This is a genomic window from Microlunatus antarcticus (assembly GCF_014193425.1).
GTDB classification, from domain to species: Bacteria; Actinomycetota; Actinomycetes; order Propionibacteriales; family Propionibacteriaceae; genus Microlunatus; species Microlunatus antarcticus.
Window position 1 is genome coordinate 3,263,936 of record NZ_JACHZG010000001.1, and the last position, 14,400, is coordinate 3,278,335.

The 14,400-nt window shown below is 72.5% G+C and carries 14 protein-coding genes; 1 reads left to right on the plus strand and 13 read right to left on the minus strand.

Annotated elements, in window-relative coordinates:
• The first annotated feature begins 77 nt into the window (after positions 1-77).
• A complete protein-coding gene (locus FHX39_RS15330) occupies positions 78-668 on the plus strand; it encodes a TetR/AcrR family transcriptional regulator (protein WP_183339841.1) in 591 nt (196 codons plus the stop codon).
• On the opposite strand, the gene FHX39_RS15335 is transcribed toward FHX39_RS15330, so the two are convergent.
• The 13 genes from FHX39_RS15335 to FHX39_RS15395 all read right to left on the minus strand — a co-directional run bounded on the left by FHX39_RS15335 (position 665) and on the right by FHX39_RS15395 (position 14,389).
• Complete coding sequence (locus FHX39_RS15335) at positions 665-1,201, minus strand: NUDIX domain-containing protein (protein ID WP_183339843.1); 537 nt, start codon at positions 1,199-1,201, stop codon at positions 665-667. The two genes, FHX39_RS15330 and FHX39_RS15335, sit on opposite strands and share 4 nt — an antisense overlap.
• 23 nt (positions 1,202-1,224) lie before the next feature.
• Positions 1,225-3,003 carry a chorismate-binding protein gene (locus tag FHX39_RS15340; protein WP_183339845.1) on the minus strand — a complete coding sequence of 593 codons (1,779 nt, stop codon included), beginning with the start codon at positions 3,001-3,003 and terminating at the stop codon, positions 1,225-1,227.
• A gap of 10 nt (positions 3,004-3,013) precedes the next feature.
• Positions 3,014-3,505: a GNAT family N-acetyltransferase gene (locus tag FHX39_RS15345; protein WP_198423424.1), complete on the minus strand. Its 492-nt coding sequence runs from the start codon at positions 3,503-3,505 to the stop codon at positions 3,014-3,016.
• Between the two features lie 31 nt (positions 3,506-3,536).
• Positions 3,537-3,950 (minus strand): metal-sulfur cluster assembly factor, encoded by a 414-nt coding sequence (locus tag FHX39_RS15350; protein WP_332836858.1) that lies wholly within the window; start codon positions 3,948-3,950, stop codon positions 3,537-3,539.
• Positions 3,947-4,429, minus strand: coding sequence for a Fe-S cluster assembly sulfur transfer protein SufU (sufU, locus tag FHX39_RS15355; RefSeq protein WP_183339850.1), 483 nt, complete (start codon positions 4,427-4,429; stop codon positions 3,947-3,949). The genes FHX39_RS15350 and sufU overlap by 4 nt, the downstream gene beginning before the upstream one ends.
• Positions 4,426-5,742, minus strand: a complete 1,317-nt coding sequence (locus FHX39_RS15360) for a SufS family cysteine desulfurase (RefSeq protein WP_183341528.1) — start codon at positions 5,740-5,742, stop codon at positions 4,426-4,428. The genes sufU and FHX39_RS15360 overlap by 4 nt, the downstream gene beginning before the upstream one ends.
• Before the next feature lie 113 nt (positions 5,743-5,855).
• Complete coding sequence (sufC, locus tag FHX39_RS15365) at positions 5,856-6,623, minus strand: Fe-S cluster assembly ATPase SufC (RefSeq protein WP_183339852.1); 768 nt, start codon at positions 6,621-6,623, stop codon at positions 5,856-5,858.
• 3 nt (positions 6,624-6,626) lie between these two features.
• Positions 6,627-7,016 carry a non-heme iron oxygenase ferredoxin subunit gene (locus FHX39_RS15370; RefSeq protein ID WP_183339854.1) on the minus strand — a complete coding sequence of 130 codons (390 nt, stop codon included), beginning with the start codon at positions 7,014-7,016 and terminating at the stop codon, positions 6,627-6,629.
• A complete protein-coding gene (sufD, locus tag FHX39_RS15375; RefSeq protein ID WP_198423426.1) occupies positions 7,013-8,392 on the minus strand; it encodes a Fe-S cluster assembly protein SufD in 1,380 nt (459 codons plus the stop codon). The genes FHX39_RS15370 and sufD overlap by 4 nt, the downstream gene beginning before the upstream one ends.
• 50 nt (positions 8,393-8,442) lie before the next feature.
• The gene (sufB, locus tag FHX39_RS15380) at positions 8,443-9,921 is read right to left on the minus strand and encodes a Fe-S cluster assembly protein SufB (RefSeq protein WP_183339856.1); all 1,479 of its coding nucleotides are present in this window, start codon (positions 9,919-9,921) and stop codon (positions 8,443-8,445) included.
• Positions 9,918-10,700 carry a helix-turn-helix transcriptional regulator gene (locus FHX39_RS15385; RefSeq protein WP_408631491.1) on the minus strand — a complete coding sequence of 261 codons (783 nt, stop codon included), beginning with the start codon at positions 10,698-10,700 and terminating at the stop codon, positions 9,918-9,920. The genes sufB and FHX39_RS15385 overlap by 4 nt, the downstream gene beginning before the upstream one ends.
• A gap of 96 nt (positions 10,701-10,796) precedes the next feature.
• Positions 10,797-13,208, minus strand: a complete 2,412-nt coding sequence (locus FHX39_RS15390) for a GH92 family glycosyl hydrolase (RefSeq protein WP_183339858.1) — start codon at positions 13,206-13,208, stop codon at positions 10,797-10,799.
• A gap of 101 nt (positions 13,209-13,309) precedes the next feature.
• The gene (locus tag FHX39_RS15395; protein ID WP_183339860.1) at positions 13,310-14,389 is read right to left on the minus strand and encodes an ATP-dependent DNA ligase; all 1,080 of its coding nucleotides are present in this window, start codon (positions 14,387-14,389) and stop codon (positions 13,310-13,312) included.
• Positions 14,390-14,400: the final 11 nt, after the last annotated feature.

Genomic DNA, 14,400 nt, shown 5'->3' on the forward strand with positions numbered 1-14,400 from the left:
TAGACTCCTTGATAAGTGGGGACTTCCCCCGCATCCGAGTATGTGGGGAAGGTCCCCGTTTATCAAGGAGGTGGCCCGTGGCAGCTCGGACGACCGAGGCGGTCCGCCCCCTCCGGGCCGACGCCCGACGCAACCGGGACGCGATCCTCCGCGCGGCGCGGGAGGCGTTCGAGGACGAGGGCGTCTTCACGTCGCTCGACGGCGTGGCCGCCCGCGCCGGGGTCGGCAACGCCACGCTCTACCGCAACTTCCCCACGCGCGACGACCTCCTCTCGGCCGTCATCGAGACCAGCACCGCGGAGGTCCTCGCCGAGGCCGACGAGCTCGCGCGGACGACGGCGCCGCGCGAGGCCCTGAGCGAGTGGCTCGTGCGCCTGGCCTGGCTGCTGCGGACCTGGCACGACCTGCCGTCCTGCCTGGCCGGCCCCCGTGACGACGACACGGCGACGGTGCAGACGACCTGCAACCCGCTGCTGGCCAGGACGGCGACGTTCCTGGACGCCGCGCAGGCGTCCGGGGACGTGGGACCGGACGTCGAGGCCGAGCCGGTGTTCGAGCTGGTCCTCGCGCTGGCCTGGGCCACCGACCGCTTCCACCACGACGAGGCGACGGCGCGCGGCCGGGTGGCGGTCGCCACCGCGGGCCTCTTCACCCCGGGCGCGTCCTAGCCGACGCGGCCGAGCGCGACCAAGGCCATCAGCAGCGCCCCGAGCGACTCGTTGTCGGTGATCTCCCCGCGCCCGACCATGGCCACGACCTCGGCGAGCGGAACGACCTCGACGGCGGCGATGCCCTCGGTCTCGAGCTCGGCCCCGCCGACGAGCGCGAGCTCCCGGGCCAGGAACACGCGCCCACGCGCCGCGGCCACCCCGTTCAGCGACTGCACCTCGCCCAGCGCCTGCCAGCGCGCGGCCGCGTAGCCCGTCTCCTCCCGGAGCTCGCGCTGCGCCGCGAGCAGCAGGTCCTCGCCGTCGCTGCCGCCGGCCGGGACCTCGACGCTCGGTCCCCCCGTCGTGTAGTGGTCGACCGTCACGAGCAGGATCTCGGCGGCGGCGGTCACCGCCACGACGAAGACGGCCGGGTTACGGACCTCGACCACGCCGTACACGCCCTCCGTCCCGTCGGGCCGGCGCACCTGGTCCTCCCGGACCCGGATCCAGGCGTTCTCGTACACGTCACGGCTCGCGAGGGTGGACCACACGCGGCCATCCTCGTCGGTGCGGCTCAGCCGACCAGCTCGGCCCGGCGCCAGCCGCGCACGCTGTTGAGGAACCACAGCTCCGCCCCGCCCGCCAGGCTCGTCCGCAGGTCGGCGACGGTCAGCAGGCGCTCCTGCACCCGGCCCGCCGCCAGGGCCAGCCCGCGCTCGACGCCCGGCAGCAGCCCGCAGGAGACCGGTGGGGTCCACCAGCCGTCGGCGTCGTGCAGCGCGACGCTGCCGATCGTGGTCTCGGTGACCTCGCCGCGCGCGTTCCACAGCAGGACGTCGTCGACGCGCAGCGCCACGGCCCGGGCGCGGTGGGGCGCGTACGGCCCGCGCCACGTCGTCTTGTGGGCGAGGAAGACCTCGTCGGGGTCGACGGGCTCGGTCGCGAGCACGAGGGTCAACGGCTCGTCGGACGCCCCGGGCAGCGGCTCGACCGTCGTCGCGGCCGCCCCGTCGCGAGCGACCGCGAGGCGCACCCGCCACCGGCCCTCCGGGTGCGCGGCGACGACGGCTTCGAGTGCGGCTTGGGCGCTCGGCACGGGGTCGGCCCGGCCGAAGTAGTCCGCCGACGCGGCCAGCCGGTCCAGGTGCGCCTCCTCCGCCCACCAGCGCCCGTCCTCCAGCCGGAACGTCTCCAGCAGGTCGAACGCCCGCGGCGCCGGGGCGGTCAGCACGGCGGCCTTGGCCAGGAGCTCGTCGTGCTCGCCGGCCGCGGTCGAGCCCACGGTGACCCCGCTCCCGACCCCGTACGTCGCCGTGGCCCGCTCGAGGTCGGCCACCACGGTCCGGATGGCCACGCTGAACGTGGCGTCCCCGCCCGGCGCGACGACACCCACGGCACCGCAGTAGAGCCCGCGGGCGGAGGTCTCGAGCTCGGCGATCAGGGCCATGGACGCGATCTTGGGCGCGCCGGTGATCGAGCCGCACGGGAAGAGGGCGCCGAACAGCTCCGCGAGCCCGACCTGCGGGCCGACCTCGGCCGTCACCGTCGAGGTGAGCTGCCAGACCGTCGGGTAGCGCTCGGGCACGCAGAGGGTAGGGACGTCGACGCCGCCCGTCCGTGCGAGTCGACCGAGATCGTTGCGCAGCAGGTCGGTGATCATGACGTTCTCGGCGCGGTCCTTCTCGCTGGCCAGGAGACCCGCGAGCCGCTGCGCGTCCTCCGCGCTCGAGCGGCCGCGGCGGGCGGTGCCCTTCATCGGCCGGGTCGTCACCGTGGTCCCGCGCCGGGCGAAGAACAGCTCCGGCGACACGGACAGCACGTGGTGGCGACCGAGGTCGAGGTACGCCCCGAACGCCGGGCCCTGGGCCTCGAGCAGGCGCTCGTACCGGGCCGGGTCGGCGGCGCCGTCGTCCCAGCCGGCCGTCAGGGGCAGCGTGAGGTTGGTCTGGTAGCTGTCCCCGGCGCGGATGGCGCGCTGCACCACGGCGAAGGCGTCGTCGTACGCGGCCCGGTCCGTCGAGGGCACCCAGGGTCCGGGGACGGACGCCGGCCCCGGCGGGTCGGCCTCGTCGTCCACCAGCGGCGCGGCGTACAGGCCGAACCAGACGAGCGGCAGGTCGGCCGGGCCGGAATCCGGACCGGGGACCACGAAGGCGGGGTCGAAGGCCGGGGCGGCGTCGTACGCGACGAAGCCGGCGGCCCACAGCCCGGCCGCGCAGGCGGCGTCGACCTCGGTCAGCGCCCCGACGACGTCGTTCGGTGTCCGGGCGACGACCGTCCGCAGCGGCTCGCCGAAGCGCAACCGCCCGCCGCCGGCCCGGGCGTCACCCGGTCGGAAGTCGAAGCGCAGCACCGGTGGGACGCTACGGGGACCGGGGGGCGAGGTCGGCGCGCAGGACGGCGTAGAGGTAGCCGTCGTGGAACGCCCCGTCGCGCCACTGCGCGCCGCGGGTCAGCCCCTCGCGGGTGAAGCCGGCGGCCTCGAGCGCGCGCTGCTCGGCCACGTTCTCGACGTCGGTGTGGGCCTCGACCCGGTTGGCGCGCGTGTGGGTGAAGAACAGCTCGACCACGCAGCGCTGGGCCAGACGCCCGAGGCCACGGCCCCGGTGCTCGGGCCGCAGCCAGATGCCGATCATCGGGCAGCGTGACCCGGCGTTGGGGCCCCAGCCGCGCCAGTGCCAGCTGACGTCGCCCGCGACCTGACCCGCCTCGTCGACGACGGTCAGCGCCCCGGCGTCGTCCATCCGGGACGGGGCCGGGTGCGACCCGGTGGCGAGCGGGCCGAAGTCGTCGAACGGCGTGTCCCCGCCCACCAGCAGCGGGAGGTCGGACGGCCGCTGCGGGCGCAGGGTCACCGCGGGTTCTGGCACAGCCGGCGTCCGAGCCTCAGACGTTGAAGCCGAGGGCCCGGAGCTGCTCACGGCCGTCGGCGGTGATCTTCTCCATGCCCCACGGCGGCATCCAGACCCAGTTGATGACGAAGCGCTCGACGAGGCCCTCGAGCGCGGTGTCGGTCTGGTCCTCGATCACGTCGGTCAGCGGGCAGGCCGCGGACGTCAGCGTCATGTCGATGGTCAGCGACCCGTCGTCCTCGAGGTTGAGGCCGTAGATGAGGCCGAGGTCGACGACGTTGATCCCGAGCTCGGGGTCGACGACGTCCTTCAGCGCCTCCTCGATGTCGGCGACCGTCGCCCGGGCGGCCGGGGAGTAGTCACCGGCACCGTTCACGTCGGGCAGGTCGTCCTGGACCAGCTCGGACGGGCGCATGCCCTGGGTCTCGGTGGTCAGCTCGCTCGTCATGACGCTCCTTCGGTCTGGTGCTGCTGGTGCTCGGTCAGCTCTTGCTCGCTCAGGGCCCGGGCGGCCGCGTCCTTGAACGCCGACCAGCCCAGCAGCGCGCACTTCACCCGCGCCGGGAACTTCGCCACGCCCGCGAAGGCGATCCCGTCCTCGAGGCGGTCCTCGTCGGGCTCGATCGTCCCCCGCCCCTGCATGAGGGCCAGGAACTCGGCGTGCAGGTCGAGCCCGTCCGTGACGGGCCGACCGATGACGAGGTCGCTCATCACCGAGGTCGAGGCCTGGGAGATCGAGCAGCCCAGGCCCTCGTACGAGACGTCCGCGACGGTGTCGCCCTCCAGGTGCAGGCGAAGGGTCACCTCGTCGCCGCAGGACGGGTTCACGTGGTGCACCTCGGCCTCGTACGGGTCCCGAAGACCGCTGTGGTGCTTCGCCCGGTAGTGGTCCAGGATGATCTCCTGGTAGAGGTCCTCGACGTTCATCGCGCGCCGCCTTCCGTGGTCGTCCGGCTCGGACGCGGAGCCCGGGTGCGCGGGGGCCGGCTGAAGAAGCCGACCGTGCGGTTCAGCGCGTCGACGAGCACGTCGATCTCCGAGGTCTTGGTGTAGAGGTAGCTCGACGCGCGCGTCGAGGACTGCACCCCGAAGCGCTCGTGCAGCGGCCGGGCGCAGTGGTGCCCGCCGCGGACGGCGATCCCCCGGGCGTCCAGCAGCTGGCTGACGTCGTGCGGGTGGATCTGCTCGCCGCTCGTGGTCTGCAGGGTGAAGGAGATCGCTCCCCCACGGTCCACGGCCTTGCTCGGGCCGAGGACGCGCAGCCCCGGCACCGTGGCCAGCCCGTCCAACGCGTACGCGGTGACCAGGTGCTCGTGCGCGGCGACCTGCTCCATACCGAGCGCGGTGAGGTAGCGCGCGGCCGCGGCCAGGCCGACGGCCTGCGCGATCGGCGGCGTCCCCGCCTCGAAGCGGTGCGGCGGCGGGGCGAAGGTCGAACCGGTCATCCGGACGGTCTCGATCATCTCGCCGCCACCGAGGAACGGGGGCAGCGAGGCGAGCAGGTCGTAGCGACCCCAGAGCACGCCGATGCCGGTCGGACCGACCATCTTGTGCCCGGTGAAGGCGACCAGGTCGGCCCCCAGCGCGTGCACGTCGACCGGCATCTGCGGCACGGACTGGGACGCGTCGACGACGACCGTCGCCCCGTACGCGTGGGCCGCCGCGGCGACCTGCGCCACCGGGTTGATCGTGCCGAGGACGTTGGAGACGTGGGTGATCGAGACGATCTTGGTGCGCTCGTTGATCAGCCCGGACGCGAGCCCGCCCTCGACGTCGAGCCGGCCCTCCTCGGTGACGTCGAACCAGCGCAGCACAGCGCCGGTCCGCTCGGCCACGAGCTGCCACGGGACGATGTTCGAGTGGTGCTCCATCACGGAGACGACGATCTCGTCGCCCGGGCGCAGCGAGGCCCCGAGCGTGTGGGCGCAGAGGTTCAGCGCCTCCGACGCGTTCTTGGTGAAGACGATCTCGTCGCTGGACGTGGCCCCGACGAACTCGGCCAGCACGGCCCGGGAGGACTCGAACGCCTCCGTCGCCTCGGCGCCGAGCAGGTGCATGGCCCGGGCGACGTTGGCGTTGTGACTGAGGTAGTGGTCCTCGATCGCCTCGACGACGCAGCGCGGCTTCTGCGAGGTGTTCGCGCTGTCGAGGTAGACCAGCGGGACGGGCCCGTCCGTGCCCGGGGCGGTGCGCTCCAGGATCGGGAAGTCGGCGCGGATCGCGTCGACGTCGAAGGGGATCGGCTCGTCGGTCGGCAGGCCCTCGGCGAGGGTCAGCTCGGCCGGCTCGATGACGTCGGGGTACTGCGCGCCGCCCGAGAGCGGCGTGCGCCCGTCCAGCTGGGCGGTCATGGTCAGACCGCCGCCGCGGCCGCGCGCACGTACTTGTCGTAGCCCTCGGCCTCGAGCTGCTCGGCGAGCTCCTGGCCGCCCTGCGCGGCCACGCGGCCAGCGACGAAGACGTGCACGAAGTCGGGCTTGATGTAGCGCAGGATCCGCGTGTAGTGCGTGATCAGCAGGACGCCGCGGTCACCCTGCGCGGAGAAGCGGTTGACGCCCTCCGAGACGATCCGCAGCGCGTCGATGTCGAGCCCGGAGTCGGTCTCGTCGAGGATCGCGAACTGCGGGTTGAGCAGCTCGAGCTGGACGATCTCGTGACGCTTCTTCTCGCCGCCCGAGAAGCCCTCGTTGACGCTGCGGTTGGCGAACTCGCGGTCCATCTGGACGCGGTCCATCGCCTCGTTGACGTCCTTGACCCAGGTGCGCAGCTTGGGCGCCTCGCCGTCCATGGCGGTCTTGGCCGTCCGCAGGAAGTTCGCGACGCTCACGCCGGGCACCTCGACCGGGTACTGCATGGCGAGGAACAGCCCGGCCCGGGCGCGCTCGTCGACGCTCATGGCCAGCAGGTTCTCGCCGTCGAGCGTCACGGTGCCCGAGGTGATCGTGTACTTGGGGTGGCCGGCGATCGAGTAGGCCAGCGTGGACTTGCCGGACCCGTTGGGGCCCATGATCGCGTGCACCTCGCCGCTGGCGATGGTGAGGTCGACCCCCTTGAGGATCTCCTTGGCGCCGGACTCGGTGTTGACCGAGACGTGCAGGTCGCGGATCTCGAGAGTGGACATCTGTTACTCCTGGCTGAGGCTGCGGGGAGCGGTCCCCGCCGGGGCTGAGGTGGTCTGGTCGTCGTCCGGGTCCGGTCGCGCGGCGAGGTCCACGAGGACGTCGTCGCCGTCGACACGGCAGCGGAAGACCGGTACGGGTTCGGTGGCGGGCAGGCCGAGGGGCTGGCCCGTCCGGAGGTCGAAGGGCGAGCCGTGCAGGTAGCACTCGATCGTGCAGCCGTCGACGTCGCCCTCGGACAGCGGGACCGACGCGTGCGAGCACTCGTCGGCGATCGCGTAGTAGCGGTCACCGGTGCGCACGATGGCGACCTCGGTGCCGTCGATCTCGACGGCGAGAGCCGAGCCGGGCGCCACGTCGGCGACGGCGCAGGCCCGGACGAGACCCCCGCTCACGACTGCTGCTTCGCGATCACGGCGAGGTCGTCGTCGGCCTCGAAGGCGTGGTGCCCGGCGTCGTCCGCGTCGCGACCCTCGACGTGCTCGGGCGCGACGATCGGCGCCTCGAGGTCCTCGTCGGCCTCGGTCTCCGACTCCGGCTCGGCGACCCGACCCGAGGAGGCCGGCGCGCCCACGTTGATGGCGAGCTCCTCCTCGACGGCGGCGAGCAGGCGGTCCTCGACCGACGGCACGCCGATCCGGCGGATGATGTCGGCGAAGAAGCCGTGCACGACGAGCCGACGGGCCTCGACCTCGTCGATGCCGCGGCTGCGCAGGTAGAAGAGCTGCTCGTCGTCGAAGCGGCCGGTCGTCGAGGCGTGGCCGGCCCCGGCGATCTCGCCGGTCTCGATCTCCAGGTTGGGCACGGAGTCGGCGCGGCAGCCGTCGGTGAGCACCAGGTTGCGGTTGGACTCGTACGTGGTGATGCCCTCGGCGACCTTGCGGATCAGCACGTCGCCCACCCACACGGAGTGGGCACCGGCGCCCTGCAGCGCCCCGCGGTAGTCGACGTTGCTGGTCGTGCGCGGCGCGTTGTGGTCGACGAACAGCCGGTGCTCCAGGTGCTGGTCGGCGTCGACGAAGTAGAGGCCGAGCTGCTCGATCTCGCCGCCGGGACCCGCGTACTCCGCCGTCTGCACGAGCCGGACGAGGTCCCCGCCCAGCGAGGCGGTCAGGGTGCGCACGTGCGCGTCCCGACCGACCCGGATCCCGAGGTGACCCGCGTGCACGGCGTCGTCGTCCCAGAGCTGCAGACCGGCGAGGTCGACGCGCGCGCCGTCGCCGACGAGCAGGACCACGGAGCTCGCCAGCACGGTGGACCCCAGGTGCTCGAGCACGATCGTCGCCTTCGCGAACGCCCCCACCCTGATGACCAGCGACCGGAACGCGGGCGCGCCCAGCCCCTCGCCCGTCACCGTGATGGTGACGGGCTCGGTCAGCTCGACCTCGGCCGGCACGTCGACCAGCGTCGCGTCGCCGGCGTTCGCGACGGCGAGCGCCGCGATCCGGTCGACCGGCGCCGGTCCCTCGAAGCCCCGGGCCTCGGCCGCACCGACGGTGCGCACCTCGACCTGGTCGGGGGCGTCGACGGCGACCGTGATCTCGCCCTTCTCCGCACCCTCGGTGTCGAGCAGGCCGCGGAGCCGCTTGATCGGGGTGAACCGCCAGACCTCCTCACGCCCGGTGGGGCGCGGGTGGTCGGCGAGGTCGTAGGAGGCGACCGGGTGGAGGTGGGACGAGACGGTCTCCACCGCGCCGGCGACCGCCGCGACGGAACCGTCGGGAGCAGCGGCCGGCACGACCTCGAGGGGCGCGTCGATCTGGACGGACAAGTGAGAGCTTCCTTCGGTGGATCGGTGGATCGGTGGGGTCGGGGCCGGCGTCAGCCGACCGCGCCCTCCATCTGCAGCTCGATCAGGCGGTTGAGCTCGAGGGCGTACTCCATCGGGAGCTCACGGGCGATCGGCTCCACGAAGCCGCGGACGATCATGGCCATCGCCTCGTCCTCGCCCATCCCGCGGCTCATCAGGTAGAAGAGCTGCTCGTCGCTGACCTTGGAGACCGTGGCCTCGTGCGCCATCGACACGTCGTCCTCGCGGACGTCGACGTAGGGGTAGGTGTCGGAGCGGCTGATCGAGTCGACCAGGAGCGCGTCGCACTTGACGATCGAGGCCGAGTGGTGCGCCCCGTCCTGCACCTGCACCAGACCGCGGTACGAGGTGCGGCCGCCACCACGGGCGACGGACTTGGAGATGATCGAGCTCGACGTGTACGGCGCGCAGTGGACCATCTTGGAGCCCGCGTCCTGGTGCTGGCCCTCGCCGGCGAAGGCGATGGACAGCGTCTCGCCCCGGGCGTGCTCGCCCATGAGGTAGACGGCCGGGTACTTCATGGTCACCTTGGAGCCGATGTTGCCGTCGATCCACTCCATCGTGGCGCCCTCCTCGCAGGTGGCGCGCTTGGTGACGAGGTTGTAGACGTTGTTCGACCAGTTCTGGATCGTCGTGTAGCGGCAGCGGGCGCCCTTCTTCACGACGATCTCGACGACCGCGCTGTGCAGCGAGTCGGACGAGTAGATCGGCGCGGTGCAGCCCTCGACGTAGTGCACGTACGCGTCCTCGTCGACGATGATCAGCGTGCGCTCGAACTGGCCCATGTTCTCGGTGTTGATCCGGAAGTAGGCCTGCAGCGGGATCTCGACGTGCACGCCCTTGGGGACGTAGATGAACGAGCCGCCGGACCACACCGCCGAGTTCAGCGCGGAGAACTTGTTGTCCCCGACCGGGATGACCGTGGCGAAGTACTCGGCGAAGAGCTCCGGGTACTCCTTCAGCGCGGTGTCGGTGTCGAGGAAGATGACGCCCTGCTTCTCGAGCTCCTCGTTGATCTTGTGGTAGACCACCTCGGACTCGTACTGGGCGGCCACGCCGGAGACCAGGCGCGCCTTCTCCGCCTCGGGGATGCCGAGCTTGTCGTACGTGTTCTTGATGTCGGCCGGCAGGTCGTCCCAGGTCGCGGCCTGCTTCTCGGTCGAGCGCACGAAGTACTTGATGTTGTCGAAGTCGATGTCGTTCAGCTCCGCACCCCAGGCCGGCATCGGCTTGCGGTCGAAGAGCTTGAGGCCCTTGAGGCGCAGGTCGAGCATCCACTGCGGCTCGCTCTTGAGCGCGGAGATGTTCTCCACGACGGCGGTGCTCAGGCCGCGCTTGGCGATCGAGCCGGCGGCGTCGGAGTCGGACCAGCCGAAGCGGTAACGGCCGAGGGCGTCGAGGTGCTCGTCCTGGCTCTGCCCCGTGCCGGGCGCGACCGGACCGGTAGCGGTCCCGGTGGTGACGGCGGTCTCGTCAAGGATGTCGGTCATGTGTGCTCCTCGTGATCGGGGGCGTGCATCAGGTTCAAGCCCGGGTCGCGACCGGATGTTCCGGCTGACCCGTGTGACGTCGGTGTGGTCGAAGTGGTTCTCGGGATGTGGGTCGTGCAGACGCCGTCGCCGTGCGCGATCGTGGCGAGCCGCTGGACGTGGACCCCGAGCTGGCGCGAGAACGCCTCGGTCTCCGCGTCGCACAGCTCGGGGAAGCGCTCGGCCACGTGCGCGACCGGGCAGTGGTGCTGGCACAGCTGCTCCCCCGCGACGGCTGGCCGCAGAGAAGCGGCGTAGCCCTCGGCCGAGAGCGTCCGCGCGAGGGTCTGCGTCGGGGTCTCGGTCGCGTCGGCGCCGGCGAGCGCCTGGCGGAAGTGCTCCTCGAGCGGGGCGACCCGCGCCTCGGCGAACCGGCCGACCGCACCCGCCCCGGCCGTCGCGGCCAGGAACTCCAGCGCCTGGACGGCGAGGTCGTCGTAGCCGGCGCTGAAGCTGTCCCGACCGGCGTCGGTGAGCACGAAGACCCGCGCGGGACGACCCCGGCCACGCGCGCCGTACACGCGCTGCTCCCGCGAGGTCAGCAGGCCCTGCTCGGCCAGGCCGTCGAGGTGGCGCCGTACGCCCGCCGCGGTCAGGCCCAGGCGGGTCGCGAGCTCGGCGGCCGTCGACGGTCCGTGCTCGAGGATCGAGCGGGCGACGCGCTGACGCGTCGTGGCGCCGGGATCGGTCTCCGGCTCGTCGCCGGACACCTCCCGCGTCGCCTCGCCTGCTGAATACACAAGGCCAGTGTGCTCTTATTCGCACAGCGTTCAACCAAGGCGGACCTAAGCCCGGAGCGCGACCCCGGTCCCCCGGCGAGCCGCGGCTCGGTCACGTCAGCGGTCCTGCGGGACCTCCTGCGGGCTCGAGCCCCAGGACTTCTTCGCCTTGGCCCCGACACGGATCTCCAGGTCCCCGCCGCGGGTGAGCAGCGAGGCCGGGACCCAGGAACGGTTCCAGGTGCGCCCGTCCAGCTCGGCGCCGCGGACGTAGACGGCCTTGGCCGAGGCGCCGGGGGCGGTCACGGTCGTGGTGGGCCCGCCGGCCCGCCTGATCCACACCTTGCGGAACGTGGGGCTCGACAGCAGCATCTCGCCCCGGCTGGGGGTCTGCGGGTACATCCCGAGGGCGCCCCAGACGTACCAGGCCGACATGGTGCCGAGGTCGTCGTTGCCGGGCAGCCCGGCCGGACCGGTGCCGTACACCAGGTCCAGGTACGTCCGGACGGTCTGCTGCGTCTTCCACGGCTGGCCGAGGGCGTTGTAGAGCCACGGGACGTGGATGCCCGGCTCGTTGGTCGGGTCGTAGCCGTCGGGGGTGGGCGTCACGGCCCAGGACCCGTCGTCAAGCCGGAAGAAGTCGTCGAGCCGGGCCGCGGCCACCCGGTCCCCGCCCATCAGTGCCGACAGCCGGTGCACGTCGTGCTGGACCATCCAGGTGTAGGTCGCCGAGGTCCCCTGGGCGAAGCCCACCCCGCTGTCGAGGTCGAAGGGCGCCATCCAGGAGCCGTCCGCGAGCCGGGGCTGCTGGTAGCCGGCCTCCGGGGTGGCCTCGGGGTTGAAGGTGTTCTCCCAGTAGCCGGCGCGGGCGGTGAACAAGCGGGCCTCGTCGTCCCGGCCGAGCTTCTTCGCCCACTGGGCGAGGGCGTAGTCGGCGGTCGAGTCCTCCAGCGTCTCGCCCGCGCCGCCCCAGCAGTGGCACTCGTCCTGGGGCGCGTAGTGCAGCCGCTCGTACGCAGCGAGATTGGGCCGCATGCCGGCGCACTGACCGGGGCAGCCGTAGTCGGACAGCCCGGCCGGGTTCGGCACGGTGGCCTGGCGGACGAGGGAGTCGAAGGCCGCGCCGACCTCGAAGTTGCGGACCCCGAGGGCGTACATCCCGGCCACCGCGACGGCGCTCGGGTCACCCGCCATCACCCGGGTCGGGCTGTTGGTCAGGAGCCAGCGGTCCCAGACCCCGCCGTTCTGGCGGGACGCGTTGAGCATCGACTGGACGAAGTCGCCGGCGAGCTCGGGCTCGAGCAGCGCCAGCAGCTGGGTGTGGGCCCGGTACTGGTCCCAGCCGGAGAAGTTGCCGTACTGAGCCCCCTGGCCCGCCGCCAGCCGGTGGATCTTCTGGTCCGGTCCGCGGTAGGTCCCCGCGACGTCGCTGTTCACGTTCGGCTGCAGGAAGGCGTGGTACAGCGCGGTGTAGAAGGTCGTGAGCTTGTCCCGGCGTCCGCCGGCGACGTCGATCCGCCGCAGCTGGGCGTTCCAGATCTTCCGACCCGCGGACGCGGTCTTCTTCACCGTGGCCGTCGGGCGGAGCTCGGCGGCGAGGTTGTCCTCCGCCGCCTGGCCGCTCGTGTACGACAGGCCGATCCGCATCGTGACCGGACGGTCCGAGGTCGTGTCGAAGCCGACGTAGCCGCCCGAGCCGCGGCCGGCGCGCGCCGCCCCGGTCTCGTAGCCCTCGCCGCCGGTGGCCGTGGTCGTGCCCGGCCGGACGGTGCCGTCGACCCAGGTGCCGGTGCGGACGAACGCCTGGTCGAAGTGCGCGGTGAAGTACAACCGGTAGGAGGAGAACTTGTTGCTGCCCCCGCCGTTGGCCCGCCGGCCGCAGAAGCCGCCGGTGAGGACCGAGCCCGACACCGTACGGGTGGCCGGGTCGATCGTGGTCTCGGCGTCCTCGCTGCCGTTCAGGGAGTTCGACGTGCGGAAGAGCAGGTTGGCGGTCGAGCCGCGGGGGAAGGCGACGGTACCGACGCCGGCCCGGGTGGTGGCCGCGAAGTCGGTCTTCACCCCGTTGGCCAGGCCCAGGCGGTAGCGGCCGGGCTCGGCCACCTCGTCGTCGTGGCTGAAGTCGCTGGCGTAGACCTCGTCCTTGGTGTCCGCGCTCGGGGAGGTCGCGACCTCGCCCACGTGCGGGAAGACCGGCAGGTCCCCGGCGGCCCCGGGGAAGCAGCCCGCACCGTTCACGTGGGTCAGCGAGAAGCCCCGGATCCGGGTGGTGTCGTAGGCGTAGCCGTTGGACGCCCCGGTGCCGGTCTGGTCACCCGCGGTCGAGGTCGGGGACCAGGAGAGCATCCCGAACGGCCGGACCGCCCCGGGGTAGGTGTTGCCCCCGTTGGCCGTGCCGATCAGCGGGTCGACGTAGCCGACCACGTCCTGGTGGGGCTTGAGCGCCGCCGCGTCGGCCGGCAGCGCGCCCAGCGGGCCGACCAGCCCCACGGTCAGGATCCCGGCCAGCAGCCAGCGTCGCATCGACATCGATTCGTCCCCCTAGACCTGCGCCGGCCGGCGCGGACCCGCATTGTGCGCACAGGCCACTGACAGGTGGACGAACGGGTGGTGAACGAGGAGTGCGGGCGTCAGGCGCCGGTCGGCGCCCCCAGGACGTCCGCGAGGTCGTAGCTCACCGGCTCCTCGAGCTGCTCGTACGTGCACGAGCGCGGGTCGCGGTCGGGGCGCCAGCGGTTGAACTGCGCCATGTGACGGAACCGCTCCCCCTCCATGTGCTCGTAGCGGACCTCGACCACGAGGTCGGGCCGCAGCGGGGTGAAGGAGAGGTCCTTGCCGTTGTTCCAGCGGCTGCCCTCCGAGGCCCGGGGCGTCCGGGTGCCCTCCTCCTGCTTGGCCCACGCCCACGGGTGCTCGTCGAAGGTCGTCACCAGCGGCTGCAGCTCGGTGAACAGCTCCTGGCGCCGGGCCGCGGGGAAGGCGCCGATGACCCCGACGGAGACGAGCTCGCCCGCGCCGTCGTACAGGCCGAGCAGCAGCGACCCGATGCTGTCCGGGCCGCTCTTGTGCACCCGGTAGCCGGCGACCACGCAGTCCGCCGTGCGCTCGTGCTTGATCTTGAACATGACCCGCTTGTCCGGCGCGTAGCGCTGCTGGTTGGGCTTGGCCACGACGCCGTCCAGGCCGGCGCCCTCGAACTGGGTGAACCACTCCGTCGCCACCGCCGCGTCGTCGGTGACCCGGGTGAGGTGGACCGGGGGCCGGGCCTGCGCGAGGGCCCGCTCGAGCGCGGCCCGACGCTCGACGAAGGGCCGGGGCGTCCAGTCCTCGTCGCCGAGGGCGAGCAGGTCGAAGGCCACGAAGCTCGCGGGCGTCTCGACCGAGAGCCGCTTGACCCGGCTGGCGGCGGGGTGGACTCGCTGCTGCAGGGTCTCGAACTCCAGCCGTACGCCGGTGGGGTCGACGACGATGATCTCGCCGTCGACCACGCACCGTTCCGGGAAGCTGGCGAGGACGGCCTCCACCACCTCGGGGAAGTAGCGCGTCATCGACTTGCCGTTGCGGCTGCCGATCTCGACCTCGTCCCCGTCGCGGAAGATGATCGAGCGGAAGCCGTCCCACTTCGGCTCGTAGGTCAGGTCGCCGGTGGGGACGGTCTTGGTCGCCTTGGCCAGCATCGGCGCGACCGGCGGCATCACGGGCAGGTCCATCGGCCCATTGT